The sequence below is a fragment of the Metabacillus endolithicus genome, assembly GCF_023078335.1.
GTDB classification, from domain to species: domain Bacteria; phylum Bacillota; class Bacilli; order Bacillales; family Bacillaceae; genus Metabacillus; species Metabacillus endolithicus.
In genome coordinates this window covers 321,131-347,550 of sequence record NZ_CP095550.1, presented here as the reverse complement: position 1 = coordinate 347,550, position 26,420 = coordinate 321,131, and the positions used below count along the sequence as shown (strand labels likewise).

General features: G+C 35.6%; 32 protein-coding genes and 1 pseudogene. 27 read left to right on the top strand and 6 right to left on the bottom strand.

The window, feature by feature from the left end; translation table 11 throughout:
• Nucleotides 1-87: 87 nt before the first annotated feature.
• The 8 genes from MVE64_RS01885 (at nucleotide 88) to MVE64_RS01850 (ending at nucleotide 5,849) form a co-directional block, all read left to right on the top strand.
• Nucleotides 88-1,143: an extracellular solute-binding protein gene (locus tag MVE64_RS01885; protein ID WP_247343237.1), complete on the top strand. Its 1,056-nt coding sequence runs from the start codon at nucleotides 88-90 to the stop codon at nucleotides 1,141-1,143.
• Entirely contained in the window at nucleotides 1,047-1,409 is a 363-nt protein-coding gene (locus MVE64_RS01880; RefSeq protein ID WP_247343235.1) for a type 2 periplasmic-binding domain-containing protein, read from the top strand. The genes MVE64_RS01885 and MVE64_RS01880 overlap by 97 nt, the downstream gene beginning before the upstream one ends.
• 77 nt (nucleotides 1,410-1,486) lie before the next feature.
• Nucleotides 1,487-2,389 (top strand): carbohydrate ABC transporter permease, encoded by a 903-nt coding sequence (locus tag MVE64_RS01875; protein WP_247343233.1) that lies wholly within the window; start codon nucleotides 1,487-1,489, stop codon nucleotides 2,387-2,389.
• A gap of 118 nt (nucleotides 2,390-2,507) precedes the next feature.
• Nucleotides 2,508-3,386, top strand: coding sequence for a carbohydrate ABC transporter permease (locus MVE64_RS01870; protein WP_247343231.1), 879 nt, complete (start codon nucleotides 2,508-2,510; stop codon nucleotides 3,384-3,386).
• Between the two features lie 65 nt (nucleotides 3,387-3,451).
• Nucleotides 3,452-3,925 carry a VOC family protein gene (locus MVE64_RS01865; protein ID WP_247343229.1) on the top strand — a complete coding sequence of 158 codons (474 nt, stop codon included), beginning with the start codon at nucleotides 3,452-3,454 and terminating at the stop codon, nucleotides 3,923-3,925.
• 13 nt (nucleotides 3,926-3,938) lie between these two features.
• Complete coding sequence (locus MVE64_RS01860) at nucleotides 3,939-4,421, top strand: VOC family protein (protein WP_247343227.1); 483 nt, start codon at nucleotides 3,939-3,941, stop codon at nucleotides 4,419-4,421.
• Nucleotides 4,422-4,431: 10 nt separating this feature from the next.
• A complete protein-coding gene (locus MVE64_RS01855) occupies nucleotides 4,432-5,133 on the top strand; it encodes an SDR family oxidoreductase (protein ID WP_247343226.1) in 702 nt (233 codons plus the stop codon).
• A 65-nt stretch (nucleotides 5,134-5,198) separates the two neighbouring features.
• Nucleotides 5,199-5,849 carry a ThuA domain-containing protein gene (locus tag MVE64_RS01850; RefSeq protein ID WP_247343224.1) on the top strand — a complete coding sequence of 217 codons (651 nt, stop codon included), beginning with the start codon at nucleotides 5,199-5,201 and terminating at the stop codon, nucleotides 5,847-5,849.
• Between the two features lie 73 nt (nucleotides 5,850-5,922).
• On the opposite strand, the gene MVE64_RS01845 is transcribed toward MVE64_RS01850, so the two are convergent.
• Nucleotides 5,923-6,648: a hypothetical protein gene (locus tag MVE64_RS01845; RefSeq protein ID WP_247343222.1), complete on the bottom strand. Its 726-nt coding sequence runs from the start codon at nucleotides 6,646-6,648 to the stop codon at nucleotides 5,923-5,925.
• Nucleotides 6,649-6,882: 234 nt separating this feature from the next.
• On the opposite strand from MVE64_RS01845, the pseudogene MVE64_RS01840 reads away from it, so the two are divergent.
• The 3 genes and pseudogenes from MVE64_RS01840 (at nucleotide 6,883) to MVE64_RS27705 (ending at nucleotide 8,187) form a co-directional block, all read left to right on the top strand.
• Nucleotides 6,883-7,208 (top strand): annotated as a pseudogene (locus MVE64_RS01840) (YnfA family protein).
• A 131-nt stretch (nucleotides 7,209-7,339) separates the two neighbouring features.
• Nucleotides 7,340-7,951, top strand: a complete 612-nt coding sequence (locus MVE64_RS01835) for an NmrA family NAD(P)-binding protein (protein WP_345740738.1) — start codon at nucleotides 7,340-7,342, stop codon at nucleotides 7,949-7,951.
• Nucleotides 7,951-8,187 carry a Rossmann-fold NAD(P)-binding domain-containing protein gene (locus tag MVE64_RS27705; RefSeq protein ID WP_345740737.1) on the top strand — a complete coding sequence of 79 codons (237 nt, stop codon included), beginning with the start codon at nucleotides 7,951-7,953 and terminating at the stop codon, nucleotides 8,185-8,187. The genes MVE64_RS01835 and MVE64_RS27705 overlap by 1 nt, the downstream gene beginning before the upstream one ends.
• A gap of 109 nt (nucleotides 8,188-8,296) precedes the next feature.
• Here the strand turns inward: MVE64_RS27705 and MVE64_RS01830 are convergent, their stop codons facing one another.
• Nucleotides 8,297-9,025 (bottom strand): ZIP family metal transporter, encoded by a 729-nt coding sequence (locus tag MVE64_RS01830; protein WP_345740736.1) that lies wholly within the window; start codon nucleotides 9,023-9,025, stop codon nucleotides 8,297-8,299.
• 204 nt (nucleotides 9,026-9,229) lie between these two features.
• Between MVE64_RS01830 and MVE64_RS01825 the strand changes: the two genes are divergently transcribed.
• Nucleotides 9,230-9,391 (top strand): hypothetical protein, encoded by a 162-nt coding sequence (locus MVE64_RS01825; RefSeq protein ID WP_247343221.1) that lies wholly within the window; start codon nucleotides 9,230-9,232, stop codon nucleotides 9,389-9,391.
• Nucleotides 9,392-9,742: 351 nt separating this feature from the next.
• On the opposite strand, the gene MVE64_RS01820 is transcribed toward MVE64_RS01825, so the two are convergent.
• Together MVE64_RS01820 and MVE64_RS01815 are read right to left on the bottom strand one after the other, a co-directional pair.
• Nucleotides 9,743-10,231 (bottom strand): hypothetical protein, encoded by a 489-nt coding sequence (locus tag MVE64_RS01820; RefSeq protein ID WP_247343219.1) that lies wholly within the window; start codon nucleotides 10,229-10,231, stop codon nucleotides 9,743-9,745.
• A gap of 18 nt (nucleotides 10,232-10,249) precedes the next feature.
• A complete protein-coding gene (locus MVE64_RS01815) occupies nucleotides 10,250-10,753 on the bottom strand; it encodes a staygreen family protein (RefSeq protein WP_247343216.1) in 504 nt (167 codons plus the stop codon).
• A gap of 269 nt (nucleotides 10,754-11,022) precedes the next feature.
• Here MVE64_RS01815 and MVE64_RS01810 point away from each other — a divergent pair, with 269 nt between their 5' ends.
• From MVE64_RS01810 to MVE64_RS01795, 4 genes are all read left to right on the top strand, one after another.
• Entirely contained in the window at nucleotides 11,023-11,532 is a 510-nt protein-coding gene (locus MVE64_RS01810; protein WP_247343214.1) for a hypothetical protein, read from the top strand.
• 24 nt (nucleotides 11,533-11,556) lie between these two features.
• Entirely contained in the window at nucleotides 11,557-11,802 is a 246-nt protein-coding gene (locus MVE64_RS01805) for a spore coat protein (RefSeq protein ID WP_379053602.1), read from the top strand.
• 157 nt (nucleotides 11,803-11,959) lie between these two features.
• Nucleotides 11,960-12,403, top strand: a complete 444-nt coding sequence (locus tag MVE64_RS01800; protein ID WP_247343212.1) for a MarR family winged helix-turn-helix transcriptional regulator — start codon at nucleotides 11,960-11,962, stop codon at nucleotides 12,401-12,403.
• A gap of 23 nt (nucleotides 12,404-12,426) precedes the next feature.
• Complete coding sequence (locus MVE64_RS01795) at nucleotides 12,427-13,317, top strand: GNAT family N-acetyltransferase (RefSeq protein ID WP_247343210.1); 891 nt, start codon at nucleotides 12,427-12,429, stop codon at nucleotides 13,315-13,317.
• Nucleotides 13,318-13,400: 83 nt separating this feature from the next.
• Here MVE64_RS01795 and MVE64_RS01790 read toward each other — a convergent pair whose 3' ends face one another.
• Nucleotides 13,401-13,670: an SDR family NAD(P)-dependent oxidoreductase gene (locus MVE64_RS01790; RefSeq protein WP_247343207.1), complete on the bottom strand. Its 270-nt coding sequence runs from the start codon at nucleotides 13,668-13,670 to the stop codon at nucleotides 13,401-13,403.
• Between the two features lie 264 nt (nucleotides 13,671-13,934).
• Between MVE64_RS01790 and MVE64_RS01785 the strand changes: the two genes are divergently transcribed.
• From MVE64_RS01785 to MVE64_RS01760, 6 genes are all read left to right on the top strand, one after another.
• Complete coding sequence (locus MVE64_RS01785) at nucleotides 13,935-14,642, top strand: DNA alkylation repair protein (RefSeq protein ID WP_247343204.1); 708 nt, start codon at nucleotides 13,935-13,937, stop codon at nucleotides 14,640-14,642.
• A gap of 350 nt (nucleotides 14,643-14,992) precedes the next feature.
• Nucleotides 14,993-15,475: a DUF2975 domain-containing protein gene (locus tag MVE64_RS01780; RefSeq protein WP_247343202.1), complete on the top strand. Its 483-nt coding sequence runs from the start codon at nucleotides 14,993-14,995 to the stop codon at nucleotides 15,473-15,475.
• A 10-nt stretch (nucleotides 15,476-15,485) separates the two neighbouring features.
• Nucleotides 15,486-15,704 (top strand): helix-turn-helix domain-containing protein, encoded by a 219-nt coding sequence (locus tag MVE64_RS01775; RefSeq protein WP_247343200.1) that lies wholly within the window; start codon nucleotides 15,486-15,488, stop codon nucleotides 15,702-15,704.
• A gap of 36 nt (nucleotides 15,705-15,740) precedes the next feature.
• Nucleotides 15,741-16,541 (top strand): DUF817 domain-containing protein, encoded by an 801-nt coding sequence (locus tag MVE64_RS01770; RefSeq protein WP_247343197.1) that lies wholly within the window; start codon nucleotides 15,741-15,743, stop codon nucleotides 16,539-16,541.
• 158 nt (nucleotides 16,542-16,699) lie between these two features.
• Entirely contained in the window at nucleotides 16,700-17,182 is a 483-nt protein-coding gene (locus MVE64_RS01765) for a hypothetical protein (RefSeq protein WP_247343195.1), read from the top strand.
• Nucleotides 17,179-17,325, top strand: a complete 147-nt coding sequence (locus MVE64_RS01760; RefSeq protein WP_247343192.1) for a hypothetical protein — start codon at nucleotides 17,179-17,181, stop codon at nucleotides 17,323-17,325. Before MVE64_RS01765 ends, MVE64_RS01760 begins: the two co-directional genes overlap by 4 nt.
• A 20-nt stretch (nucleotides 17,326-17,345) precedes the next feature.
• Here MVE64_RS01760 and MVE64_RS01755 read toward each other — a convergent pair whose 3' ends face one another.
• The gene (locus MVE64_RS01755) at nucleotides 17,346-18,344 is read right to left on the bottom strand and encodes a hypothetical protein (protein WP_247343190.1); all 999 of its coding nucleotides are present in this window, start codon (nucleotides 18,342-18,344) and stop codon (nucleotides 17,346-17,348) included.
• Between the two features lie 310 nt (nucleotides 18,345-18,654).
• Between MVE64_RS01755 and MVE64_RS01750 the strand changes: the two genes are divergently transcribed.
• Genes MVE64_RS01750 through MVE64_RS01730 form a run of 5 tightly spaced genes read left to right on the top strand, consistent with a single transcriptional unit; the run spans nucleotide 18,655 to nucleotide 26,268 of the window.
• Nucleotides 18,655-19,671: a Wadjet anti-phage system protein JetD domain-containing protein gene (locus MVE64_RS01750; RefSeq protein ID WP_247343188.1), complete on the top strand. Its 1,017-nt coding sequence runs from the start codon at nucleotides 18,655-18,657 to the stop codon at nucleotides 19,669-19,671.
• Nucleotides 19,662-21,176: a replicative DNA helicase gene (locus MVE64_RS01745; RefSeq protein ID WP_247343185.1), complete on the top strand. Its 1,515-nt coding sequence runs from the start codon at nucleotides 19,662-19,664 to the stop codon at nucleotides 21,174-21,176. The genes MVE64_RS01750 and MVE64_RS01745 overlap by 10 nt, the downstream gene beginning before the upstream one ends.
• The gene (locus MVE64_RS01740) at nucleotides 21,166-21,906 is read left to right on the top strand and encodes a DUF6063 family protein (protein ID WP_247343183.1); all 741 of its coding nucleotides are present in this window, start codon (nucleotides 21,166-21,168) and stop codon (nucleotides 21,904-21,906) included. Before MVE64_RS01745 ends, MVE64_RS01740 begins: the two co-directional genes overlap by 11 nt.
• Nucleotides 21,893-22,276 carry a hypothetical protein gene (locus tag MVE64_RS01735; RefSeq protein WP_247343180.1) on the top strand — a complete coding sequence of 128 codons (384 nt, stop codon included), beginning with the start codon at nucleotides 21,893-21,895 and terminating at the stop codon, nucleotides 22,274-22,276. The genes MVE64_RS01740 and MVE64_RS01735 overlap by 14 nt, the downstream gene beginning before the upstream one ends.
• A complete protein-coding gene (locus MVE64_RS01730; protein ID WP_247343178.1) occupies nucleotides 22,273-26,268 on the top strand; it encodes a coiled-coil domain-containing protein in 3,996 nt (1,331 codons plus the stop codon). The genes MVE64_RS01735 and MVE64_RS01730 overlap by 4 nt, the downstream gene beginning before the upstream one ends.
• The last annotated feature ends 152 nt before the right edge of the window (nucleotides 26,269-26,420 follow it).

The window sequence follows — 26,420 nt, the reverse complement described above, 5'->3', positions numbered from 1 at the left end:
TTTACTGGGGAAACATAATTTTCTTGTAAACCATGTCACTTTTTCAATGTCTGGGGGAAATTTTTTCATAAAATAGGGGGTTTAGTCATGAAGAAAATTGTCTCATTGAGTTTTATTTCGTTCCTTGTCTTTATTTTAGTCCTTTCAGGTTGTTCGAGTTCAGATTCTTCCTCTTCATCAACATCTAACGAAAGCTCCAAAGAATTTACATACTGGTATCCGTGGGGAGGAGATTCTGAGAAATGGGATAAAGACCGAATTGCAGCATATGAAGCAGAAGAAGGAGCAAAGGTGAATGCTGTATATGTTCCAGACGGTATCACAAATGGAAAGTTGTTATCTGCGATATCTGGAGGAAATCCACCGGACTTAGTATTAGGAGATGGAAATGACTATCAACTTGCTTATAGTCTAGCAGCTCAAGGTGCTTTAGAACCATTGGATGATTACTTAAAGGAAGCAGGCTTTGATGAAAATAGTGTTTTAGATGGATTCAAAGACTTAATGAAATCATCTGATGGAAAAACATATATTCTTCCACAAGACTCCAATGTAAACTTACTCTACTATAATGTTGACATGTTTGAAGCAGCAGGACTAGATCCTGATAACCCACCAAAGACAATTGAAGAGCTTGATAAGGCTGCTGAAGCTTTGACGAAAGTAAAAGATGATGGAAGTTTCGAAACGTTAGGGTTTATTCCTTGGATTGATGCTGGAGAAGATCCGTACACATGGCCATGGGCGTTTGGTGCAACTATGTATGACACAGACGCGAAAAAAGTAACATTGAATGAGCAGCCTATGGTGGAGGCATTTACATGGATGGACACTTATGCAAAGAAATATGATCCAGAGAAAATTAAATCATTCACTTCAGGATTTGGTGGTGCATTTTCTCCAGACCATCCATTCATGAAAGGGAAAGTAGCTATGACTGTGAATGGAAACTGGTTTGCAAATGCGTTGAAAATTTATTCTCCAGATACTAAATATAAAGTAGCACCAATTCCTAAATTTCACCAGATGGAAGAAAAGATGCTAGTGTGTTTGGAACAAACGTCTTTTTTGTACCAAAAGGAGCAAAAAATCCACAAGCTGCTATTAACTTTGCTTTATATGGAAACCAAGACAAAGTCTTAGCGGATAACATTAATATTTGGCGATCCATTTCCATATGGAAAGAAAAATCAGATGCGATTGAATGGGAAAATGATCCAGTATATGATACCGTTCTAAAGGTTGCTGCTTCATCAGATTCAGGTCATCCTGCCCTTACATCAGTAGCAAGTGAGATGGGTGATGAACTAACTAGTATACGAGATGGTGTGATCTATGATCATGATGATCCTGCACAGCTTCTTCAAAAGGCACAGGATAAATTACAAGAAACTTTAGAGAAAAAGTAAAGTAGAGCCACCGGATTTTGCTAACTAACTCAAAATCCGGTGCTTTTCAAAAACGGTAAGGAGGGAGACATTGAATTATGACACTTCCAGCGGCTGAAACAAATCATCAACGTGACGTTCACCCTAATCAACAGCAAGCAACCACACTAAGGAAAATGAATAAAAAGCTTAATAAGTTAGCAGTATACTTGATTTTGATTCTATTTTCGTTAGCATTTATTGTACCATTTGTTTGGCTCATATCAGGCTCATTGAAAAGCAGTACGGAACTTTTTGCTGATCCCCCCATTTGGATTCCTGAGGTTCTAAATTGGTCAAATTATACTGAGGCTTTCACCGCATTTCCATTCTTTTTATATCTAAAGAATACACTCATCATTGTCTTTTTTACATGTATAGGTGCAGTTCTTTCTAATTCACTCATTGCCTATGGTTTTTCAAGAATTGATTGGAAATATCGTGATGGCATTTTCATCGTTGTTTTAGCAACATTGATGCTTCCTTTTCAAGTTATCATGATTCCTTTATTCCTCTTATTTAAAGAAATTGGTTGGATTGGCACTTACTATCCATTAATTGTTCCACACTTTTTTGGAAACGCATTCTTTATTTTCCTATTACGACAGTTTTTCAAAGGCATACCAAAAGAATTATCTGAAGCTGCTAAAATGGATGGCGCTAATGAGTTTATCGTTTTCTGGAAAGTCATTCTTCCACTATCAAAGCCGATTCTAGCAACAGTTATCATTTTTCAATTCATCGAAGCATGGCGAGATTTCCTTGGCCCGTTAATTTTCTTAAGTGACAATAGTCACTACACCCTATCATTAGGTGTTCAGCAAATTATGTCACAAAATGATCCACGATGGGGCTTACTCATGGCCATCGGTGTGGCTATGACTCTACCAATCATTATTATCTTTTTCTTCCTACAACGTTATTTTATTGAAGGAATTACATTTACAGGGTCCAAAGGGTAGAGAAAGTTTCCTGTTTAAATGAATGAAGCTAGAGAAACGTTCGCAGGCAAGCGCAGTCCCGTGTCCGTGGGTAATTTTAATTAGTAAACTCTTATCAAAAAACAGGAGGTGTTATTTAATGAACTCACAAAAAAGAAATATGAGAAATGGTTTGCTATTCATTTCTCCATGGATTATCGGTTTTCTCTGTTTTACAGCTTATCCAATGTTTAGTTCTCTCTACTATTCGATGACAGAGTATAACTTAATTTCTGACCCATCATTTGTAGGGTTCAACAACTATAAGCAGCTTCTATTTGAAGATGATTTGTTTATAACCGTTCTAGGAAACACCATGTATATGATTTTTGTGGGATTAACACTTACAACTGTCGTGACAATCTTTATTGCGATTCTATTAAACACAAAGGATATTAAAGGAATTTCGTTTTTCAGAGTTGTCTTCTTCATTCCAACGCTTGTTCCATTTGTTGTTTTAGCTATCTTGTGGATTTGGGTGTTACAACCAGATTCTGGAGTGGTTAATTCAATTCTTGGCCTTGTTGGAATCGATGGGCCAGGGTGGTTTTCAAGTCAAACCTGGGCAAAGCCAGGATTTATTATTATGGCCATTTGGATGTCAGGAAACATGATTTTAATTTACTTGGCTGCACTTGGTGATATTCCGAAATCTTTATATGAAGCTGCTTCAATAGATGGAGCGAATGTTCTTCAAAAAGTTTTTCATATTACCTTACCAGGTTTAAGACCAGCGATTTTATTTAATTCCATAACAGGTATGATCGCCGTCTTTCAATCATTCGCAGAAGCGTTCATTATTACCGATGGAGGACCTGATAATTCGACGTTATTCTATTCACTCTATCTTTACCGAAATGCGTTTCAGTATTTCAATATGGGATACGCTTCAGCACAGGCCTGGATATTACTAATTATCGCCTTGCTCATGACAATGACGTTCTTTAAACTTTCAAAAAAATGGGGATTTGAAGATTAATACTCGTGAACGACAATGGTTTTTCCATTGTAAATATAAATGATTTAAAAAGGAGAGGAAAAAGTATGTCAAATCAAACTCAATCTCAAAATGGTGTGTTAGGTACAAATGTAATCGCTCAAATTGGTATTTTAGTTCATGATATAGAAACTGTTTCACAGGCTTATGCGGATTTCTTTGGAGTTGAAAAACCGCAATGGAATTGGACAGATTCAGTGGAAAAGGCTCAAACTGAATTCGAAGGAGCAACTTCTGAAGCACGTTCAAAGCTGGCATTTTTTGATATGGGATCTCTTCAGTTAGAATTAATTGAACCGGATCAACATCCGAGCACGTGGAGAAATCACCTGAATGAACATGGAGAAGGGCCACATCATATTGCGTTTATAATCGATGGAATGAAAGAAAAAGTAGCCGTAATGGAAGGGAAAAATATGCCTCTTGTACAAAAAGGGGAATACACAGGAGGACGCTATGCGTATATGGACACGTTCAAGGATTTAAAGATTATGTTCGAACTTCTTGAAAATGATAAATAGGGAGGAAGTAGTTTTGAATAATATAGATAATAGCAATCTGATGAAAATAGGCTTAGTCGTTGATGATATTCATGCTGCTGCAAAAAACTTTTCACAATTATTTGGTGTTGAAATGCCTGAGATTATGTTGCCACCTGAGGAATATACTCCTGATCCCACAGGTGAAACTTACACCATCTTTCGGGGGGAACATGTTCCAGGCCGAGTAAAATTAGCAAATCTTCAAATGGGACCTGTTACAGTCGAGCTTTTAGAGCCACTTGACGAAGCAAGTCCTTATACAGAGTTTAAGCAAAAACATGGTCAAGGCGTTCAGTTTATAACGTTTACGGTTAATGGGTTTGAAGAGCATATTAATTTTGTAGAAGATAAGGGTGTTCCTTTAGTACATAAAGGAGAATATGGAGTTGGTCGTTATTGCTTCTTCGACTCGGTTCCACAGCTAGGTGTTATGTTAGGACTGCAAGAACTAGGAAGAAAACCAGTGAAAAATTAAGGAGGCAATTATGAAATTACTCATCACAGGTGCTAACCGCGGGTTAGGCCTGGCACTTACGACAGAAGCGGTAAAGAGGGGACACACAGTTTTTGCAGGAGTAAGAAATCCGCAGAGACATAGTGATGCCCTTAATCATCTAAGCTCTCTTTTTCCAAATAAAGTTAAGCTGCTACAACTTAATGTAGCCGATGAATCAACCTGTCAAGCAGCAGCGGAAAAGCTGAGAGCAGATCACATCTCGCTCGATGTGATCATCAACAATGCAGGAATTTTAGATGAGCGTTCAAAAACAATTGAAGAAATTGATATTGAAAAGGTGGAGCAAACCTTCAATATAAACCTTTTTGGACCGATGCGTGTGGTGAAGTACTTCTTACCGCTTCTCTACAAAGAGTCAGATTCAACGGTGATTAACATTTCATCTGAAGCGGGAAGTTTTCAAAATGCTTATGGCGGGGATTATCCTTATGCACTTTCAAAAAGCGCATTAAACATGTTTTCCGAACAGCTTAGAAATTATTTAAAAGATGACGAGGTTTCTGTGTATGCGGTTCATCCTGGCTGGATCAAAACAGATATGGGTGGAGAGAAGGCTCCAGGTACACCGGAGGAATCGGCACATGGTATTATGGATATTATTGAAAGAAAAACGAAAATCATTCATAACTCTTCTTTTATTAACATTAAAGGAGAGGCAATGCCACAATAAAAAATTGACCCTCAAACACTGTTTGGGGGTTAAAAAATGATAGGGATTTTATAGGAGGGATTCGTATGAAAAGAATTGTTGCACTATTAGGTGATTACTATCACCCTAAGGAATGGAGTACCGCTGCCTTAAATATGGCGTTATCGTTACTAAATAAAGAAGAAAAATTAGAATGTAAGATCATTGAAACAAGTCAGATACAAGAAGAATTGTCAAAAAAACCAGACGCGGTGATTTTATTTAAGGAAGATCGACTCAATCCAACCGACGAAAACGTTGAAACATGGATGACAGAAGATGTAGCAGAAGCCATTGCTCAATATGTTAACCAGGGAGGCGGATGGTTAGCCTGGCATTCAGGACTTGCTTCTTATTCCATTGAAAGTAGCTATACGAAAATGTTAAAAGGACATTTTGAATATCATCCTGTTAAACATGCTCAAGTAAAATATACTAGTTTAGAAGGAAATGATTTGTTTGGTCCTGTGTCATTTGAAATTCTAGATGAACATTATTTTGTAAAAGTAGACGAAGAGAATACAAATGTCTTTTTAAAATCACAATCAGTAGATGGCAACTCAATTGCAGGCTGGTCTCATCATTATGGTGAAGGTCGAGTATGCTGTCTTACACCTGCTCATAACCAAGAAGGGTTAGTACATGAAGAATTTATTAAAATCCTTGCAAGTACCATTGAATGGGTAAGTGGGACATAGGGACAGGTGAACTGTCCCATTTTTATTATGTAGGAAGGGTGTACACTATTTAACTGTCTTTTGTCTTTTCTTGTTATTCCTTTTGCCTCTGCATTCGATACTTACGATTCAACTCTTTATCTTCAAATCTAACATGATAGATATTTCGTTTAATAAAAACATATCGATAAAAGCTTTTCGCCATAAAGAAAGTAAAAAAGTAAGCAAATGTCCAGCAAAAAAACAGAGACAGTATACCTAGTGGGAAAAGCGGATATGGCCCCGATAAAAGAACAAAAAGAGCGAAAACAACACCTGGGGTAAACATAGAAACATAATCCTGCCAGTAAGGAAATCTAACTTTACGAAATTTTAGCGAAGAGTATTTTTTATGCTCTCTCATACTAAATAGAAAAATGGAGAGAAAATAGAAAAATATCATAATAACAAAATAAAGCGGTGATGTGATACCGATGGAAAAATGTGAAACCATCATTAAGAAAAAATTAATAAAAGATCCAATGAAACCTAAAAAGCCAAAGTAGAGAAGACACTCGATTTGTGTCTGTTTATATTTTTTTATGAGTAGTCGAATCGCCCAAATATGTATTGCACCTAGAATTACAAGAGCTGGATACAAAAATACGGGGTATTTAGATGTTGTTAATAGTAAATTAAAACAAATTGGCACATCAAGCATTAAAAGTGTGACAAGGGCAATATAGTGTTTAACTGAATACATCCCCATATTAAGATCCAAACCTTCTAAAATATGATCTGGTAAACTACTTCTTTTTTGATTTTTGTCTATTATGAGCATGAAAGGGTAGACCTCCATTAGTGCTTATTAATTAAAGCTTTTTCAAGAGATTAAGAAAACGAATGTGAAACAGACTGGAGCGGCTAACATTATTATTTTATAGCTGTTTGCCGTTATAAAGTCAAATAGTGGTAAGCTAAGAAAAGCACATTTCTTGTGGAAGGTGCTTTTTATTTTTTGAATTTTAGGTAAGAGCTATATAAATAATTTAAGAATTAGTAAGGAGTGTTAAAAATGATTAGTGCAATATTGCTGTTTATCCTAGCAGGAATTGCTGAAATTGGCGGAGGATATTTAATTTGGTTGTGGTTAAGAGAGGGTAAGCCCTTTTACTGGGGAGTAGGTGGAGGACTAGCTCTGGCTTTATACGGCGTTATTGCAACTTTTCAATCCTTCCCATCATTCGGAAAGTGTATGCAGCGTATGGAGGTGTGTTTATTATTTTATCTGTCCTATGGGGGTGGGGAATGGATAAAAAAACACCAGATGTCTATGATTGGGTTGGTGCGGGGATATGTTTAATAGGAGTTTCCGTGATGTTATTAGCACCTCGTCATTAATATTGATGTATGCAGAAAATTCCCCTCAAAAAAGGCGACTCTCTGAGTTGACCTAAATAAAAGGTGTAAGTTTTCCGTATCTGAATAATATGATAATAGAAGAGAAATAGCAAAGTGAGGAAAGAGCAACTATGAAAATTTTAGTAACAGGATTTACAGGAAAAATGGGTTCACAAGTTGCAGAATATCTTAAAGATAAAGGTATCCCGATGGTTTGTGGGGTTCGAAATGTGGAAAAGGCCAAGGAGAAGTTCGGTGATTCATATGAATTTGTAAATCTTGATTTTACAGACCCCAGCTCGTTTGACGAGGCACTTTCAAATGTTGACAGGATTTTTTTATTGTACCCGCCTGGTGAAAATCTTCAATTTGAAATCTTTTTAAAAAAGGCAAGAGAAAAAGGTATTCAACACATTGCCTATTTATCATTAAAAGACGTACAATTCATGCCATTTATCCATCATTATAAAATGGAAAAGTTAATAAGAAACTCAGAAATTCCTTATACATTTGTTCGTGCTGGGTATTTTATGCAAAATTTAAATGACTTTCTTTGCAAAGAAATTAAAGAAAGACAGCGGATTTTTGTTCCAGCAGGAAAAGGAAAAACAAGCTTCGTTGATACAAGAGACCTTGCTGAAGTGTCTTGTATATCATTAATAGAGAAAGAGATAAGCACAAAAACAAAGTGTATGTTATTACAGGAAATGAAGCGCTCGATTTTTTCGAGGTGGCAAAAATAATGACCGGGGTTCTTGGTGTAAAGATTCAATATGAAAATCCATCTGTTAAAGAATTTAAACAATTTATGAAAAAAATAGGTGAAGAGGAAGCGTTTGTAAATGTTGTTGTTGGTGTTCATATCCCCACAAAGCTTGGGCTAGCAAAGGGAATCAAGCATGACTATGAAAAAGTAACAGGAAAAAAGCCTACAAATATACGTACATATATTGAGGATTTTAAAGAAAGTTGGATCTAGTAGGATTCTACTTGAAACCTGTGATAACATAAATTCAAATAAGAGCATTCCTTGTACTTAGGATGCTCTTTCCTTTTGCTTAAATTTAATTTGTAGAGCCTGCTTGAACCTACCTAAAAAATTCCGTCAAGCAAATCATCGTAATAAATCCAAAAATAAAGGTAATAGTTGACGCTCTTTCATTACCATCTCCATGACTTTCGGGAATTAATTCCTTGTAAACTACAAATAGCATAGAACCTGCTGCAAATGCGAGTCCATATGGTACAACAGGTTGAAAGAATTCACCAAATAAATAGCCGAACATCCCCGCAAATAACTCTATTAATCCGGTCACAGCAGAAAACACAATAGCCTTCAGCCGATTTATTCCCTGTGTAACCAAGAATAAAGCTACTAAAAAACCTTCTGGAATGTTTTGTAATCCTATTGCAAACGCAACTAAAGATCCTATCTCAAGATTACTACTTACATTGGATATTCCAACAGATAGCTCTTCAGGAAAATTATGAATCGACATAGCGATCATAAATAATAACACATGAGCTTGTCCTACGGGATGTTTAGAGTGATCTAAATCAGTGTGAGGAATAACACTTTCTATTAAAGTAAGAACCAAGGTACCAATTAAGATACCAATCACTAAAGTCGTAATATCTGAGAGCTTTATAGCAGATGGAATTAGCCATATGATGAAGCGGCAACCATGATCCCAGCCGTAAAAGCTAATGTCACATCTTTTCCTTTGTGTGAAAGGTTTTTGATAAACAAAACTGGGAGAGCTCCAATGCTTGTACAAATGGAAGAAACAACGATAGGCAAAAGGGACATAGATCATCCTCCGATAAGGTAATTGATATATATTATGACTGCACTTAGAGGAAAATGTTATTTACTGTAAAAGACCAGTATAAAAAAGCCTTTTTATGGAAAAGAAGGAGCACCAACACAATGTCAACATTTTATGTTGTGTAAAGGAAAGATTTATAACGTTAGGCAAATAAAGCAAGAATCGAAAAGCCGGAAAGAAGATCTACTAGAAATGGGAGTACGTCTTGCTTTTCAGTTAGAAGATGGAATATGGCTGGAATTAAGAAGAATTGATCAAGAACATTTTTATGCCTATCTGACGAATGAGGATATGAAGATCTCTGATCAAAATATTGGCGTAGTTTCAGAAATTTTAAACGGCTTTATCAAATAAAACAAAATAGAAACTAAGCTTCCATGACACACTAAATCGGATGTGTCTTTTATTTTTGAGATTAAAAAGTGAAAAAGGGACAGGTGTACTGTCCCACTTTTAACCAACATACAATTTTGTTTTAAATACCATATCGAACTCCACAAAAAACGATAACGAAGAAAAAATACTATTGCCAAAAAATAGCGTTGATTCTATGTCTTTTCTATACATTTTTATTACTAACATTTTATATTGGAGATTAAAGGTTAGAATAGAAAATTACCTTATGATTCTACAATGTTTTTAGATTATTGGTGATTAATATTTGAGCGGGGGGAGCATTGTTCTTTTTTATTGTTTTTTAGTAGATTAACACCAAACGACTATTCTATAAGGTGATGTCTGAGCCGGGATACTTTTTGTAGCAGGTCCATAGATTACAATTAGATTTCGGTTGCCAGGTTTTTTTGAAAAAGGTTGCCCGTTCGGTAATACGATTTGTGTATACGGAGATAGAGTTAGTTTTAATTGTCCATCACGACTTTCAAACTCATTATTAAAATAGTCTACTTTCACTTGCTGATAAGAAGTTTCTTTTACCATAACAAGTGCACGATATTGTGGAGGGTAAATAAATGGTACTGGTGCGTTTCCATCATAATAACCTGTTACTCTGTCTCCTATATTCAAGATGACATAATCAACAATGTAAGTAGAGGGTGAAACAACGAAATTTGCGATGGAACCCAGATCATCTTGTATTGTAATTAATTTATAACAACCTTCTTCACCAGTTTGACCTGTTATAAAATCACTAATCATTGTAATAGTTCCGTGAAATGAGTAAAAATTAATCATGTTCAATCCTCCTGTCATTTAAAATTGAAAGTTTAACCTATGATCGAGTTGAGTTGGTTGAATTTTATTTAAATAGATTCTCGGATTCCCGTAATAAAGAACCTGCCGATATTCCGGATAATTTGATTCAAAGGAAATATATATTGGTGCATCAAGTAAGGGAGGATAGTTTACGAAAAAGGAAAGATCACCATAAATGATTCCTTTTAAAGCTGTATTCATTTCTTTCTTGAAGATGTTAAATCGAACTTCTGCTATTTCTTTACTGAATTCTCCGCCATCAACATAAGCTTTTCCTATTAAATTTAGTTGGTTTTGCTTTGATCTTCTCCATTCTGCTAATACTTCATCCCGCATCTTCGGGTTAATTTTCTTTTCGTTGAAAAGATAACCAACATCCAAAAATAATTCACCAGTAAGGTCAGAGTGAGTAAGTGTATATTTTCTTCCATCGATTGGCTTAAAAGAAGAAGCAGGAGGGATTACATTAACGAATAGCTTTTCTGGGTTAAAAGAAGGCATTGTTTCACTCCTAACATTAAAATATAAAAGTTAGATATGTCATTCGTTTATTGTTATGTGAAAAATGATGGATTGGACTGTGTATATGCCCATGAAATCTAGCGATGTGAGGATCTACTTCATCATGTATTCGAGGTAGAAGTAAGTGTGGCTTATCTTTAAAAAAGATTCTAGTTTCTAGGTATTCACACAATTTTCCAAGTACAAGTTTATAGACGAATGTCCAATGAATAGAATGAAATTGAGAAAAATATCTAGGAGTGATCTTTTTGTATCCAACTCAAGAGCAGCTATATTGGCAAGGGATGTATGAACAGGATGATTGTTCATGTAATAGGCTCTATCAAGTAAGTGATTATCCATATACTACTTATGATGCAAGACAATTTATGCCAGGTTTTCCTAGTTCACCGCCTCCTTTCACATCTCCAGGTCAGGGGACACCCGGTGGGGCACCAATGTCACCACCAGGTTTAGGAACACCGGGAGGAGGACCAACACAACCTGGTCAAGGAGCACAAGCAGGACCACCAACATCACCACCGCCATCTTTTGTACCTCAACAAACACAGCAAGCACAAGCATTTGCGGTGGATCCAGGTAGTATTAGAAGATGTTTGTTTAGATTTACTTATATATGGCTAAGCGGTAATCAACAATTTTGGTTTTATCCAATCTTTATTGGCCAACAATCCATTTCAGGGTACCGCTGGACCGGCTTTAGATGGGTATTTTTCGGAATAAGCTTACGACAAATTCAATCGTTTACCTGTGTATAAGGAACGTAAATGAAATGGAGGTTCATGAACATGATGACAAATTACTATGAAGGCAATAACCAGTTATATCGAGCAGATGAGAGATTTGGATTTGGTCGACCTGGATTTGGATTTGGTCGTCCGTTTGGTTTTGGTTTCGGTTTCGGAAGACCGTTTGGATTTGGTTTTGGATTTCCATTTTTAACTGGTTTAGCAGCGGGAGCCTTGTTAGCACCTCGACCGTTATTTTACCCATACCCACCATATCCTTTTGTTCCATATTATTGGTAATGATATTGTATAAGAGCTTTGTCTGAAAGTAGACAGAGCTCTTATTTTTTATTTGACGTAAGCAAGTGGAAATCTTCATGATACATATTGACACAAACATATTTTACGTTTATAAATAGTTTATATACATAAAGTGTTGTGGGGGTATCTTATTGCAATGGAACGTGAAATGTATGTAAGAGAAGCATTTGAATTTCTTTCTAAGGTGAATACAAAAATGGTCATGGAATTTAATTCCTTATTTAATCATGAAATTACACAAAAACAGTTATTAATTTTACAAATAGTTCGAGATGTTGAAAACATAACTGTTAATGAAATCAGTCAACAAACCGGATTATCATTAAGTTCAGTTAGTCAACTTATTGGAAGACTTGAAAAAGAAAACTATTTAAAGAGGCAAGTAAATATCAACAATAGAAGAGAGGTATTTGTATCTCTTGATAGCGAGGCGGATCTGTTATTTGAAAACTATAATAGAGTAGACAGCTATCTTATTGAGAAATATTATTCAGAATTTTCCGTTGAGGAAGTAAAGCAATTTAGGAATCTTGTAAAAAAACTTTACAATGTTATGGAGCAAAAAGGGGAAGAAAAATAGAGGTTGATGGGGAGAAAGTGTAAATGGATACTTTAGAATTTATCTGTGATTACAAGGAAAAAGATGACTTAAGACAGAGCTTTAATGAATTAGCAAACAGTATTTTCGGTATTACTTTTGAAAGTTGGTTTGCAAATGGGTTTTGGACAGAAAAGTATATTCCATTTTCATATACTGATGGAAATAAGGTGGTTGCTAATGTTTCAGTTAATTTCATGAACATTTTAATAAACGGAGAAACTAAGCGAGGCATTCAGATAGGGACGGTGATGACTCATCCTGATTATCGCAATAAAGGACTTTCGAAAAAATTAATGAACAAGGTATTGGAAAAATATGAAGGTTCATATGATATCATGTATTTATTTGCAAATCATTCAGTATTGGACTTTTATCCGAAGTTTGGGTTTAAAAGAATAGAGGAAACACAATTTATTTCTAACATCGTTGATTCACATCATACTGATGTTAATGCTACTGAATTAATAAAGTTAAATGGAAATAATTTTAAAGACCTCCAATTTATCTATCAATTTGCTAAAAATCGATCGCCTATTTCAAATGAATTTGCAGTAATGAACACAGAAGAACTGTTATTATTCTACTGCCTAAATGCATTCCCAAATGATATTTATTATTTAGAAGAAGAACAGGTAATAGTTATTTTCAAAATAGTCGAAGAAGAAAATGAACTTCATATTTATGATGTGATTAGCCATAAGATAGTTGACCTATTAAAAATCGTAAATTGTATCTCGCTGGAATCTACAAAGAAAATTCACTACCATTTCACTGTTGATGGTTTACATACAAATACAAAGACATTTAACGGAAGTGAAGTATTATTTATACGCTGTGACAATGAAACAAATCTCCCGAAAAAATTTAAACACCCTTTAACTTCACAAGCATAGGGAGGGACAGAGGGACAGGTTTTCTGTCCCAGTTAAACAGAATCACTAGAAAAATGGGGAGTGGGACAGTGAACCTGTCCCCGTTACTTCTCCATATGACCCCAAAGATCGTGCGCCTCCATCATTCCTTCTTTTATATCTTCTGATGAGTTAATATCACATTTTTTCGCTAGGGCCTTGCCACCGGCTTCCATAATTTGTTTCTTCACCTTATTTACATGATCTAAATTCACATCTACTAAACATACATTTGCACCTTCACTTACTAAACGAAACGCAGTCGCACGCCCCAATCCGGAAACTTCCCCAGTGATAACAGCTACTTTATTCTTAAGGTTATGATTGCTTAACATACCTGTTTTCCTTCTTATTTTTATTAGTATCTTTTACAGAAATTTGTATAGGTAAACCTCATGCTTCTTCTCCTAGTAAATTAAGGACTTTGTATATCCGAGTGGGACAATAAACCTGTCCCTATGTCTCATAGTGAAACTGAACAACGCATTGTGATCACAAAAAATGTGAAGGATTCATTTTTTGTTTTGATAACTTTAGAAAGGATGATAATCTTTTGGTATGTTTGAGATTTTTCATTTTAAAATTGGAAGGGTGGAACAATGGATTTAGAAACGGTTATGCAGGAGCTAGAAGCGCTAGGAACGGAACGAACTAAAAAAACTTACATAAGCAATGGTGCGCACGAGCCACTTTTCGGTGTGCCTACAGGAAAAATGAAACCGATCGCAAAGAAAATTAAGAAAAACCAGCCTTTAGCGGAGGAGTTATATGCTACAGGGAACTATGATGCCATGTATTTTGCCGGTGTGATTGCAAATCCGATTGAAATGACTGTCGCAGATTTTGAACGGTGGATAAAAGACGCCTATTTTTATATGCTATCTGATTATGTGGTTGCCGTCACACTAGCTGAAACAGATATTGCCCAAGAAGTTGCAGATAAATGGATTGCAAGCGGAGAAGAACTTAGAATGTCAGCAGGCTGGAGCTGTTATTGCTGGTTATTAGGGAATCGTCCTGACTCTGAATTTACCTCAGAAAAGATTGAAAGTATGCTCCATCAAGTGGAAAAAACAATCCATGATTCTCCTGCTCGTACGAAATCTTCAATGAATAACTTTGTTTACACAGTAGGGACTTCCTATTTGCCTCTGCATGAAAAGGCAGTTGAAACCGCAAAGGCAGTTGGATCAGTTGAAATAAAGCGCGACAATAAAAAAAGCAGTGTTGTGAACGCATTTGATACTATTCAAAAGGAAATTGATAAAGGTAGAATTGGATTTAAACGAAAATATGTTAGGTGTTAATACACCAATCTTTGTGCTGCCAAAAAGAAAACTGATCACTTTTGTGTGGTAGGTTTTGTTTAGAAGTACAAACTACAAATTACCGTACTATTCGAACGGTGATTCACATTTAATAGCAAAAATGCTTGGAACATTGTGTCTCCAAGCATTTTTTGTATCAGAGACAAGGGGTCAGGTTCCTTGTCCCAGAAATGCATTTGATGAAGACAACTTCACTCACGTAAAAGGAACGAGTACACCTATTTTTGGGGACAACGTACCTGTCCCTATGTCCCTTAATAAAAATTTATTGTAAAACGATAAATATTATGTTAAATTCAATGTGATAACAAATATGTGAGGTGTGTTTTATGAAACTTATGTCAACTCTTTTTCTAAAAATAGCAGTTGTTCTCTTGGGATTTCCAGTTCTTGCTATTTGTATATTTTTGGTGCCTGAGTTAGGGGATGTTTCCTCAGAATTACTGCCTGATGTTGCTTTTATTCAATATCTCGTTTCTGCTATTTTTTACGCATCAGCCATACCCTATTTCTTTGCGCTGTTTCAGGCGTTTAAGCTTTTACGTTATATTGACAAAAATGAAGCTTTCTCTGATTTGTCTGTTAAAGCCCTAAGAAAAATCAAATATTGTGCAATTACGATCAGTGGGTTGCATGTGCTTGTGTTACCGCTTTTCTATCTTTTTGCGGAAATAGATGATGCCCCAGGTGTTATCTTCGTTGGATTGATTGTTCCATTTGCTTCGATGGTCATCGCAGTCTTTGCTGCTGTTCTTCAAAAACTGTTAAAAGAAGCGATTGATATAAAATCAGAAAATGACTTAACGGTTTGAGGTGATAAATATGGCAATTATTATCAATGTTGATGTGATGTTGGCTAAAAGGAAAATGAGCGTAACAGAGCTTTCGGAGCGGGTTGGTATTACAATGGCGAACCTATCGATCTTGAAAAATGGAAAGGCAAAAGCCATTCGCCTATCAACTTTAGATGCAATTTGTAAAGCGTTAGATTGTCAGCCTGGAGATATTTTAGAGTACAGAAGTTATGAAGATACCGAATAAGAAAAAGATACTTAAAGAAAGTTGGAGGCAGAAAGTATGAGAGTACTAAAACAACTTGTTCGTTTTGGGTGGGAGCAGGCATTATCTTGTTTGTTTCCTGTCGTTATTTTTGCCTCTTTGGCTATTACACAAGTTATTCCACTTCCTTTTATTCCACGTTACGATTGGCTGCTTATTATTTGTCTTTTGATGCAGTGGTGGATGGTTCGTTCTAGACTTGAAACAAAGGATGAATTAAAGGTAATCACAGTGTTCCACCTTATTGGACTTGCACTTGAACTTTTTAAAGTACATATGGGTTCTTGGTCTTATCCTGAGGAAGGGTACTCAAAAATCCTTGGAGTGCCTTTGTATAGTGGATTCATGTACGCGAGTGTAGCGAGTTATCTTTGTCAGGCCTGGAGAAGACTTAATGTTGAACTCGTGAAGTGGCCTCCGTTAAAGATGGTAGTACCACTTGCGGCTGCAATTTATTTGAATTTCTTCACTCACCACTTTTGGATTGATATCCGATGGTGGTTATCGGGACTTGTTATTATTGTCTTTTGGAAATCATTAGTCTTTTATGAGATAAATGGAACTCGCTATCGCATGCCAATCGCACTATCATTTGTGCTCATTGGATTTTTTATATGGATAGCAGAAAATATCGCAACCTTCTTTGGAGCTTGGAAATATCCAAACCAAACAGAAGCGTGGAGTCTTGTTCATTTAGGAAAGGTGAGTTCATGGCTGTTACTAGTGATTGTGAGTTTTCTTATCGTAGCTACGTTAAAGCAGGTGAAGGGAAAGAGCTTGGCTAAAGATGATTCCCGTCAATCTTTTAGCTTAAATTAATAAGAATTATTCAAAAAGACATATCCCCTAACCAAGGAAATGTCTTTTTTTACAAGGTACTACCTTAAAAGAGGTTGTACTATTTAAACTAAGTACATGATTAAAATGTTATTTGGATAAGCTAGATATTATTGAAAAATGTAAGGTCGGTGTATCGTATGACTTCAAAGAAACACAAACTATTTAATTTATCGATAATCGTCATTCCATGGTTATCTGTACTATTTATAGGTAAGCAAAGTTTGAAGAGATATTCTCTTTCGAGTGCATTAATAGGTATGTATGAAATTTTTAGTCATATCAATGGACGTAGAAAAAAGTATTGGACCTTTTATGATAAGCCCAAAAATTTTGTAAGAGATGAACTTCCTTTTGATGTTGGTCCATACATACCAGCTTCAATGTGGATACTTAAGTATACATATGGAAACTTTAAAAAGTTTGTATTAGTAAATGCTATTTTTAACGGTTTATTCGCTTTTCTCTTTATTCCATTTCTTCACAAAATAAAAATTTTCCGTTTGAATCGATTAAGCTATCCTAAATTTTTTCTGTATATTCACTATAAAGCGTATTTGTTGTATGGAGTACAATATTTAATAGAAAAAGTAAGAGGAGAAAAAGGAGGAGGTGAAAAATGATGAAAAAAACAAAAGAAAAGTTCCAAGAGGGAGCGCAAGTAACAGCCGATAATCAAATTTTTGGTACTCCTAACAGCAACGCTAAAAACGAAAGGGACACCGGGACAGGTTCACTGTCCCGGTGTTTAAACATGGGACAATGAACCTGTCCCCTCGTCCCACTTTAGGCAAATCGATAATAAATCAGCAAGAAAGTAGAGAGAACAAAGATGAAGTTTAGGAAAACAAAAATCATTTGGTCCCATCTTGTTTTATGAATTTTAATTGGAGGTTGATAGAAGGATACACCTTCAATAATAAAGATGACAAGAATTACGTGAATCATCGCATGTCCAATTACTTCGGTAACTCCAAATAGCATGGTTGTTAGAACAAATACAATCGTCACAACCAAACCTAATAAGCGATTTAAAATTCCAATAACTAACAAATATCCTATTAAAAACTCGATAAATGCTGCCAACACTGTGAAGGAAACAGGGTCAAAGCCAAATGTAGGCACTCCATGGTGATGAATTATGTCCAAGGTCATTGAAGGATAAACCCATTTTTCTACCGCAACCCAGCATAAGCTTAAACCAGTTCCTAAATATAAAAAAGGAAATCCCCAGTTTTCAAATTTTGTTTGTCCAATTAAAAGAACCCCAATAATTGCAATATAAAATCCGTAATCCAGCATATGAAACCAGCCAGTATTCATCCATATATAAGAAAATAAAACAAACATCATTGTGGCCCCAAGCTTTGTCGCGTAATGAGAAGGAATGACTAAAGCTACAATCGTCATCCACATAAAGAACATTTGCCATGTATGTTCAATATGAAATTCAGGTGCGAACATTGTTCCACTTACAACTTGTATCGTTAAACATAAAGCGGTACCGTATTTTAAAATATATCTTGAGTATTTTCTCCAATCAGATAGCTTTGTGTCTAATTTTTCAGCAAAAGGAATAACTAGCAATTTATCCATAATTTGTGGAAGTAATGCTAAAATAACTGCGCTAATTAAAGCAACAACTATAAATAAAGGTGATAAAATCTGTTCAATTGAAATTTTCTCTGGCGCTAACTTCGTAAACCACTTCACATGTGCTCCTGCCAAGCTAGGTGTTAAGATTATCATGATTAAAAATAAAATAGATAGAAATGACTTTTTCATTTATAAATCTCCTCTGATGTAAAAAATATAGTAAATTAAAATGATAAACTGATTATAGCTTGTAGGCTAGAATAAGAATGTGACAAAAGTCACTCGAGGGCACACGAGGGGACAGGTACTTTGTCCCAACTCACTCTCAGCACAGTAAAATGAACAGGGACGAGGGGACAGGCACTTCGTCCCAACTCTCATACCCAACTCAATAAAATGAATACCACCAATTGTCTAGGTTGAAATATACTGACGTATCTCGACATCTCTAGTAAAATAAATTTAGTAAAAGATTGTTATTTTCCTGAGGTGAGTAGTCATGAGAGAAATTATCAAACAAGGGCTTTTAAATTATGCAAAAAAGACCATCAGAATAGAAGAACTCGAAACATTTATCCCCGTAAATACTACGTACGAGCAATTTTCTCAAGTAATCCTTGATTTTGAACGTGAAGGTGTATTAGAGATCGTGAAATCCAAGGGACGAAATACCCGTACACCTTCATTAGCTTATTTCTATCGTATTCACAAGCAACAGCTAAAAAGAGACTATCACGAGAAATTAAAAAAATATCGGCTACAATTACACCCATCTATTAAACTAGATTCTTATTTTGGATCTGATCCTTCTCAATGGGAAAAGGACCATCATTATCTCCTCAAAATTCATCAATATATAGAAAAATTCGGATTTCCAAAATATGAAGTGCCAGCTCCTGAACGAAGTGTAGAGCTTGTCGGTGATGAAAAGTGGATGACTGATAAACAGGGAAAAGAGCTACTAGAAAGAATCGGATTATGGTCAAGAATGAAAGTTATCCCAGTATCAGATCCGTTAATGTTTGCCGTGAATCCTGCTACTCTATCAAACCAATCTCTTAAGCATCTTATCGTGGAGAACAAAACAACCTTTCAAGCATTAGTGGATACGCTAACTCAAACGGATTTTTCAACACTTATCTATGGAAGTGGTAATAAGATTATCAAAAGTATTGAGCAATTCGAACGGCAGCTTCCTATCTCAAATGTTGTTCATATCTTTTATTATTTCGGAGACATCGATCGTTCTGGAATATTTATTTGGGAGCGGCTAAACGAAAAAAAACCGATTCAGTTAGCGTTGCCTTTCTACCGCGCATGTCTAGACAAGACTTCCATCAAAGGAAAAATAAATCAACGAAGTGATCAATCAGCAATTGAAGCATTCTTGAAGTTTTTTACAGAGGAAGAAAGTGAAAGAATTCAATCTGTTTTAAATAACGGTCACTACTACCCGCAAGAAATACTGAAAACAAGTGAATTACAAGCTATATGGAGGCATTCTAAATGGAACTAAATGAATTATCCGATATAACAAGTGGTTTTCGAGAGAGAATGCGCCGTCTTGCTTTATTCGATCCGTTATATGAGCTAGACCGAAAGAAAATGAAAGATCAGCAAGGAGAGCCCATAGACATGAAAGGCCTTGGCTTGCTCACTCTGTTATTCTTTTTTGAGCAAAAAATTATGCGAAATCATAAAGTCGGGAAAAAGGAACTGGCAAAATTTCTAAAGAAACTCACTGAACGTCAATACAATTTAGACGAACAAGTCTATGAAGAGATGGCATCGACCATTATTCAAACGTTTCGTCCAACAACTGGTAAAAAGCGAACCTATCCATACTATGACTGGGAAACCTATGAAAATAAAGAGCTGGAATATTCCTTATTAAAGGCAAAAGATTTTTATTCTAAAACGAACACCCAATATTATACATTAGATGAAGATGGGTTAGAGCTCGTGTTTGCAACAAAAGAATTTTATAGTGAATTTCAGCTTTCAATCAATCAATTAATGCTTAGAAAACAATTAGAAAAAGGAGAATTTCGCGGGGCATTAAGGCAAATCAATGAAATGCGCATAGATGTAGAATCATTAAACGAACGAATGATAAAGCTACGTCATGAAATACAAAGAAGCATCGTTTCTGAGGAAACATTCGAACGATATAAGCAGCTTCTTGAAGATATTCATGCTCGTCTTGAAAGAGAAAATGAAGAGTTCTCAGAGCTACGACAATTTGTCAAAGAAACAAAAAATCGACTTTATGAAAAGGATTATCATCAAAAAGAAACGAAAACGTATGCATATGTTCTTGAGATTACTAACCAATTAGAAGAAGTTCACTATGATCACTCAAGGCTCCTGGAACAAAGTATTGAGCTGAAAAATCATACATTAAAATCGGCGCAAGAGTCGTTATATTATACCGGAATTGATGCCTTTAACTTTGATCAGGATATAAACGCAAGAGTGATCGGAACACCGTTACCGCTTGAAGCAATGAAAGGACTACTACATCCTTTCTTACAAGTTCAACAGGAGCAACAATGGTCACCCTTAACAGTTTTTGCCGAGCAAAACATTCGTGAAGAACGAGATGAGCTAGTCGATTATGGGTTTATGACAGTTGGTAAGGAAAGTGAAAACACCTATCAGGAAGGCTTAAGAAAAAATTATGGCTATGTGATGAAGCTATTGTTACTTGCAATAAAATCAGGCTGTGTTGAGCTTGCTAGTGTAATAGAGTATGTGAGAAAAACAGAAGACAAAGTCCTACTACATCAGCGTTTTTTCTATGACTTTTGGATTGTACTTCATCAACGCTCACCGATCATTTCAGGAAAAATTGAAAATGAGGAAGGCGAGCAAAATCATATTTTAGATGATGCGTTACCACAGCTAGGAAGACGAACCTTACTATTAAAAGAAAGAGCAGAAAACTTACATGTAACAGAGCGCTTTTCTATCCAAAATATGGATATAACGTTAGAGGAGGAGATGCTAGATGAATTATAGTGAAAGCAAAGTGATGCAGGCCTTTGAACTTTATACTGTTTTAGCACGAGATGGACAGGCTGATACTGAATGCTTGTCTTTATATATCGCCGATGATGATATTCGTGGTTTAGTAGATGGATTTGCTCATCGTGTTGATTGTGTCATGATCATAGCAGGAGAAAAGTTGTACATGATTCCTAAAACAAAGCTATCTCCCTTTCATGTGAACAATGATTACATTAAAAAAACGTATTTGAAGTCAACCGCGACAAATGCAGATATTTATTTACTTTATTTTACATCAATTATTCTATTTGGTGCATTTTATGATAGCTATCAAACGCTAGAGCCAACGAGAGATTTCATGAACATTGATGACTGGGCCCGACATGTAAACGAACGAATCAGTGTTTTAATGGAACATGATGAGGAACAGCTTCGTGCTAGAGAACAAGAGTTTTCATACAACTGGAAAAGTATTATTGAAAAATGGGAAGACATGAATGACATTAAAGAAACGGCGAAAAAGCAGAGTGGTAATACGATTAGTCGTTTAAGTTTTATGGATACGGCCAAACGATTTTTAGTGGATCAAGAATTAATTAAGGAAATTGGAAATAATGAGATCATTTTGACGGAAAAAGCGAAAACAATTGTACAGCGCTTTTTTATGGAAGTGGAATATAACAAAGGAATACTGGAGTTTATCTATAAATGGGAGGAGGAAGCTGAAGATGCCATCGATTAGTAACATTCGATTTACAAATGTGGTATATGAAGAAGGGAATAAACGATATAACGATGAGATGTTTAAATTTGATGGATATAATGGGGCGATCCTGCTTGAAAATGGAGGAGGAAAAACTGTTTTTATTCAAACTGCCCTTCAAGCAATTATTCCTCATACCAATCTTTCAGATCGTAAAATCAAGCAAACACTGCAACTTGATAACTATCCAGCTCATATAGCAATTGAATGGTTATTATCAGAAAACCCTCGCCGTTATTTGGTCACCTGTGTAAGTTTATTCCTAACAAAAGACGGGTTAGGGTCGTATCGCTATGTGTATCCTTACCAAGGGGGGACCGACATGGTATTGAAAACATTCCGTTTGTGAGAAAAGATACAAATCGTCCATCTGATCGTGGTGAAATTTTAGATTATTATCAGCAGATGTCACAGCAATATATGAATGCACATACCTTTCCGACGATTAAAGAGTTTCAACAACATATAGAGGAGCAATATCATATTATTGCCAACGAGTGGGAAAGCATCGTAAAAATCAATAGTACAGAAGGTGGAGTTGAAGCTTTTTTCGATGAGTGTAAACAAACAAATCAGTTGTTCGATCGCTTACTAATTCCAACAGTAGAAGGTGCAATAGCTGGCCATAACGAAAATACCTTTGCAGATACATTCGAAAAACATCGAGCAAGCTTCAAGTTATATAAAGAGCTGAAGGAACAAATAGAAGAAAACAAAGCGGTTGAAGAAGAGTTAATCCGATATGTAGCTACCTATGAAGGTTTGCATAAAGAACAGCAAGCATACGAGCAAAAGAAACAGCGTGCAAAAGCAGTGCTAAACCTCATTAATCAGCAAGAGCAGGAAAAAACGGTTGAGTTGCAAAATCTAGAGTCGAGAATAAAAGAATGGGAATCTGATAGAAGAAATTTTTATAAAAAAGAGCTCTCCCTGGGAATTCAGAAAGAGCAATCCTTCTTAAATACATTGCAAGTTGATCTACAGGATTATTTACAACAACTAAACATTGGAAAAGAAGACCTAGTTCAAGCAAAAACAACCTTTTATTCTTTAAAGCTAGCGGAGTTAAATGAGCAACAAAAAGAAGAGCAAGATCGGCTTTTTTCCTTACAAAAACAATTAGAAACCTTTGATGAAAATCAAGATATCCAGGAAATAAAGGGAAAATTAGAAGAAAACAGCCAGGAGATAAACGGATACTTCACAAATGAATTAGAAGAAAGCAAGAAACGGCAGCAGGAACTAAACATTGAAAAGCAACCAATTGTTCATGCGATTCAAGAATCTAATAGTAAGGCAAGAGCCCAAACTGAACAACTTGAGCAAGCCAAAAAGACATTTAATCAAAACCAAGGAATCATCCAAAACTTAGAAAAACAGTTGAACCGCATTCGAAATAAAATTCTTTCAAAACCAGATCAGGAGTCTGTAAGTGATCAGCTTCAACAATGGGAGAAACGCCTTGTTCACCTTGATGACCAAATTGTTCACTTGAAAACAAATAATAAACAACTTTCTTTAAAAATGGCTGAATATAAGGAACAGAGCGAATTAGTAAGTAAAAAGAAAGAAGAAAAAGAAAGTGCTCGTACCAAATTAGCATTTGAAATTGATCAAGTAGAACGTGCACATTATCAACTAAAAAATGTACTAGCAGCATTACGATCACAATGGGCAACCTATGATTCTATTTACTTAAAACAAGATTCGCTAACACAACAAATTCATGATTTTATTCAACGCTTAAACAAACAACGAGAAGATTCTTTATTTAAAGAACGTCTCGCACACCGATTTATAGACGATTATGGTCATCAAGATCTATTCTTTGCGGATCCATATATAGAAAAACAAATAAAACAATGGAAAAATCAATTTCATTTAGTAGAAACAGGTGTTCAGTTTATTCAGTCATTAGAAGGAACTTCAAAAGCAGATGCGATGAAATATCCACTATGGCCGATGACGTTAGTTACAATTGAAACTGAAAAGATCCAGCTAAAACAAAAAATTCAAAACATAGATCAGCATCTTCAATTTCCAATTGATGTCTTATCAATTGAGCAAGCTCAGGCAATTGTTCAGGGAGAACAACAACAACAATCTTCTCCGGTCATACCAAGACATTGGATACAAAATCAACAGCCTTCAAGTTTTCAGGACTGGATACAATCAATGAAGAAAAGCGCTGATGAAGCTACTTATGCTCGAGTAGAGTTAGAAGAAAGGGTAGATGTATGGAACCGTGGTGCTGATAAACTAGCCACATTTTTATGTGAGTATCCTTATACTGAATATCAAGAAAATAAAGATCATAAATCTAACCTTGACCAAGAGATACAAGAATTATCTTTAACACAACAAAATATACAGTCACAATTAGACGAATGCGAACGTCTGCTTTCTACTCAGAGGGAGACAATTGAAACGTATGAAAAAGAATATCAAGGTTTGCAAGGAAGATTAGAGTCTGCCTATGAATTTCTATCTTTAGAAAAAGAAACCATCGAGCTGAAGAAGTTTCTGGAGCAGCTTTCTAGTAAAATAGAAGAAATCAATAAAACGATTAAACGATTTGAAATTCAAGCTCAGCGATTAAATGATGAATTGAATATAATGAAAGAACAAGAGAGAGAAGAAAACTCATATTTTAATAAATTAATGGATGATTCCTTATATCTTGAAGTGAAGGCGTACAGTTTAACATTTACGAATAAGGCGATCAATATATTAAAAGAAGAACGGGAAGAGCTCAAACATCAGTTACGAAAATCGTCGAGTTCACGTAGAGAAATTGAAATTAAACTAGAACATTCTCAAAAGGAATATAACCGCATTTCAATAGCGAAGGACGACACCATTTTGGACTATGGACCTTTAGATGAAGAGATGATCTTCCCACCAAATGGAAAGGAACAAATTGCTTTTTACCGTGATAAAATGAAGAACTTCGAGAAAAGTGTTGATGAAAGAACGACGAAGTTTAATCAAGTTAACGAGAAGAAAATTAAACAGGATAAAGCGGTTGAGATTGCTTATGAGCTATTTTCTAAAGAATTCCGTGATGAAGAGCCAATAATATTTAAGGATTCTTTATCAGAAGTACAATTACTATTAAAACAAGAAAAGAAAAAATTAAATGAAAAAATAGAGTTTTTACAAAGTGAACAAAGGCGTAAAAATGATGAGCTTGAATCAATCAAAACAGCTTTCCATGTGCTCGATCGTTATGAAGAAGCACATCACTTTAAAGGACCTTCTGTTGTGGCTACCGTATTATCCGAACAAGAGATTTCAGATTTCACTTATGAACGAACTTCTTTTGTAGAACATGTAACAAAGGGATTAAGGCAAGGAAAAAATAATGTGTCAAAAGAGTGGGAAAAGGTTGAGCGTGCAAAAGAGCTTTTTAAAACCTTTTGTAAAACGAAAATTACTAATGTGAAAATGCAAAAAATGGCACAGGATGGAATAGATTCCAAGCGAACGTATAAAGAAGTTGTTGAATTTCAAACACATATGCAAAAACGAATTACAACTGCTATTAAATATAATGAAGCAAGCATTATCGACCATGACAAACAATTAGAGCAGTTTGTCACACATATTAATAGTCATTTATTCACAATTGCAGGAGAACTAGAATTAATTCCAAAGAAAACAAGAGTAAAAGTAGTAGATAAATGGCGAGAAATCTTCAAATTCAGTATTCCTGAGTGGTCAGAGGAAGAAGGAAAAGGTCGGATCCGGAAACATATTGAATGGATTCTAGAACAACTAGAATCAGAGAAATATGTAAATTCAGAGGGGATCGAGGACTTCGGAAGGGTACGAAAAGACATTGAAACATGGATTCAATCAAAACAGCTACTCCGTGTGGTGATGAACAACGAAAGTATGAAAGTAACTTGTCGAAAGGTAACAAATGATAACGAAGTAACAACAAGTTCGTATTCATGGGAACAATCCAACGTTTGGTCTGGTGGAGAAAAATGGAGTAAGAACATGACGCTCTTCCTGGGAATCCTTAATTATGTTGCCGAGAAACAAAAACATATTGAATCAAACATGAAACGACACCGTGTTGTGATATTGGACAATCCTTTCGGAAAAGCATCCAGTGATCATGTGTTAAATCCAGTCTTCTTTATTGCTGAACAATTAGGCTTCCAAATTATTGCACTAACTGCACATGCAGAAGGAAAATTTCTTAGAGACTATTTCCCAGTTATTTATAGCTGTCGCTTACGAAAAGCAGCAGATACAAATAAGCAAATAATGACCAAAGTAAAACAACTACATCAGGCATATTTTCAAGATCATGAGTTCCCCAGGCGCTAGATCGACTCGGCGAAGTTGAGCAAATGGAGCTATTTTAGGGACAGGTACACTGTCCCTTTTTTCGTGAATTTTACACCGATGGAACAGGACATTAGCTCAATTATGGGACAAGGAACCTGTCCCTCTGTCTCTCCCAAAAAAGCCTTCTATCG

What these genes read in the sequence shown, in the direction of transcription:
- MVE64_RS01780 (WP_247343202.1), top strand. Translation starts at nt 14,993, where the DNA reads ATGAAACTTATGTCAACTCTTTTTCTAAAAATAGCAGTTGTTCTCTTG.
- MVE64_RS01820 (WP_247343219.1), bottom strand. Translation starts at nt 10,231, where the DNA reads ATGATTAATTTTTACTCATTTCACGGAACTATTACAATGATTAGTGAT.
- MVE64_RS01870 (WP_247343231.1), top strand. Translation starts at nt 2,508, where the DNA reads ATGAACTCACAAAAAAGAAATATGAGAAATGGTTTGCTATTCATTTCT.
- MVE64_RS01865 (WP_247343229.1), top strand. Translation starts at nt 3,452, where the DNA reads ATGTCAAATCAAACTCAATCTCAAAATGGTGTGTTAGGTACAAATGTA.
- MVE64_RS01750 (WP_247343188.1), top strand. Translation starts at nt 18,655, where the DNA reads ATGAGAGAAATTATCAAACAAGGGCTTTTAAATTATGCAAAAAAGACC.
- MVE64_RS01785 (WP_247343204.1), top strand. Translation starts at nt 13,935, where the DNA reads ATGGATTTAGAAACGGTTATGCAGGAGCTAGAAGCGCTAGGAACGGAA.
- MVE64_RS01805 (WP_379053602.1), top strand. Translation starts at nt 11,557, where the DNA reads ATGAACATGATGACAAATTACTATGAAGGCAATAACCAGTTATATCGA.
- MVE64_RS01775 (WP_247343200.1), top strand. Translation starts at nt 15,486, where the DNA reads ATGGCAATTATTATCAATGTTGATGTGATGTTGGCTAAAAGGAAAATG.
- MVE64_RS01760 (WP_247343192.1), top strand. Translation starts at nt 17,179, where the DNA reads ATGATGAAAAAAACAAAAGAAAAGTTCCAAGAGGGAGCGCAAGTAACA.
- MVE64_RS01800 (WP_247343212.1), top strand. Translation starts at nt 11,960, where the DNA reads ATGGAACGTGAAATGTATGTAAGAGAAGCATTTGAATTTCTTTCTAAG.
- MVE64_RS01795 (WP_247343210.1), top strand. Translation starts at nt 12,427, where the DNA reads ATGGATACTTTAGAATTTATCTGTGATTACAAGGAAAAAGATGACTTA.
- MVE64_RS01745 (WP_247343185.1), top strand. Translation starts at nt 19,662, where the DNA reads ATGGAACTAAATGAATTATCCGATATAACAAGTGGTTTTCGAGAGAGA.
- MVE64_RS01765 (WP_247343195.1), top strand. Translation starts at nt 16,700, where the DNA reads ATGACTTCAAAGAAACACAAACTATTTAATTTATCGATAATCGTCATT.
- MVE64_RS01830 (WP_345740736.1), bottom strand. Translation starts at nt 9,025, where the DNA reads ATGATCTATGTCCCTTTTGCCTATCGTTGTTTCTTCCATTTGTACAAG.
- MVE64_RS01885 (WP_247343237.1), top strand. Translation starts at nt 88, where the DNA reads ATGAAGAAAATTGTCTCATTGAGTTTTATTTCGTTCCTTGTCTTTATT.
- MVE64_RS01790 (WP_247343207.1), bottom strand. Translation starts at nt 13,670, where the DNA reads ATGTTAAGCAATCATAACCTTAAGAATAAAGTAGCTGTTATCACTGGG.
- MVE64_RS01855 (WP_247343226.1), top strand. Translation starts at nt 4,432, where the DNA reads ATGAAATTACTCATCACAGGTGCTAACCGCGGGTTAGGCCTGGCACTT.
- MVE64_RS01735 (WP_247343180.1), top strand. Translation starts at nt 21,893, where the DNA reads ATGCCATCGATTAGTAACATTCGATTTACAAATGTGGTATATGAAGAA.
- MVE64_RS01815 (WP_247343216.1), bottom strand. Translation starts at nt 10,753, where the DNA reads ATGCCTTCTTTTAACCCAGAAAAGCTATTCGTTAATGTAATCCCTCCT.
- MVE64_RS01845 (WP_247343222.1), bottom strand. Translation starts at nt 6,648, where the DNA reads ATGCTCATAATAGACAAAAATCAAAAAAGAAGTAGTTTACCAGATCAT.
- MVE64_RS01850 (WP_247343224.1), top strand. Translation starts at nt 5,199, where the DNA reads ATGAAAAGAATTGTTGCACTATTAGGTGATTACTATCACCCTAAGGAA.
- MVE64_RS01755 (WP_247343190.1), bottom strand. Translation starts at nt 18,344, where the DNA reads ATGAAAAAGTCATTTCTATCTATTTTATTTTTAATCATGATAATCTTA.
- MVE64_RS01770 (WP_247343197.1), top strand. Translation starts at nt 15,741, where the DNA reads ATGAGAGTACTAAAACAACTTGTTCGTTTTGGGTGGGAGCAGGCATTA.
- MVE64_RS01740 (WP_247343183.1), top strand. Translation starts at nt 21,166, where the DNA reads ATGAATTATAGTGAAAGCAAAGTGATGCAGGCCTTTGAACTTTATACT.
- MVE64_RS01875 (WP_247343233.1), top strand. Translation starts at nt 1,487, where the DNA reads ATGACACTTCCAGCGGCTGAAACAAATCATCAACGTGACGTTCACCCT.
- MVE64_RS01825 (WP_247343221.1), top strand. Translation starts at nt 9,230, where the DNA reads ATGGGAGTACGTCTTGCTTTTCAGTTAGAAGATGGAATATGGCTGGAA.
- MVE64_RS01835 (WP_345740738.1), top strand. Translation starts at nt 7,340, where the DNA reads ATGAAAATTTTAGTAACAGGATTTACAGGAAAAATGGGTTCACAAGTT.
- MVE64_RS27705 (WP_345740737.1), top strand. Translation starts at nt 7,951, where the DNA reads ATGACCGGGGTTCTTGGTGTAAAGATTCAATATGAAAATCCATCTGTT.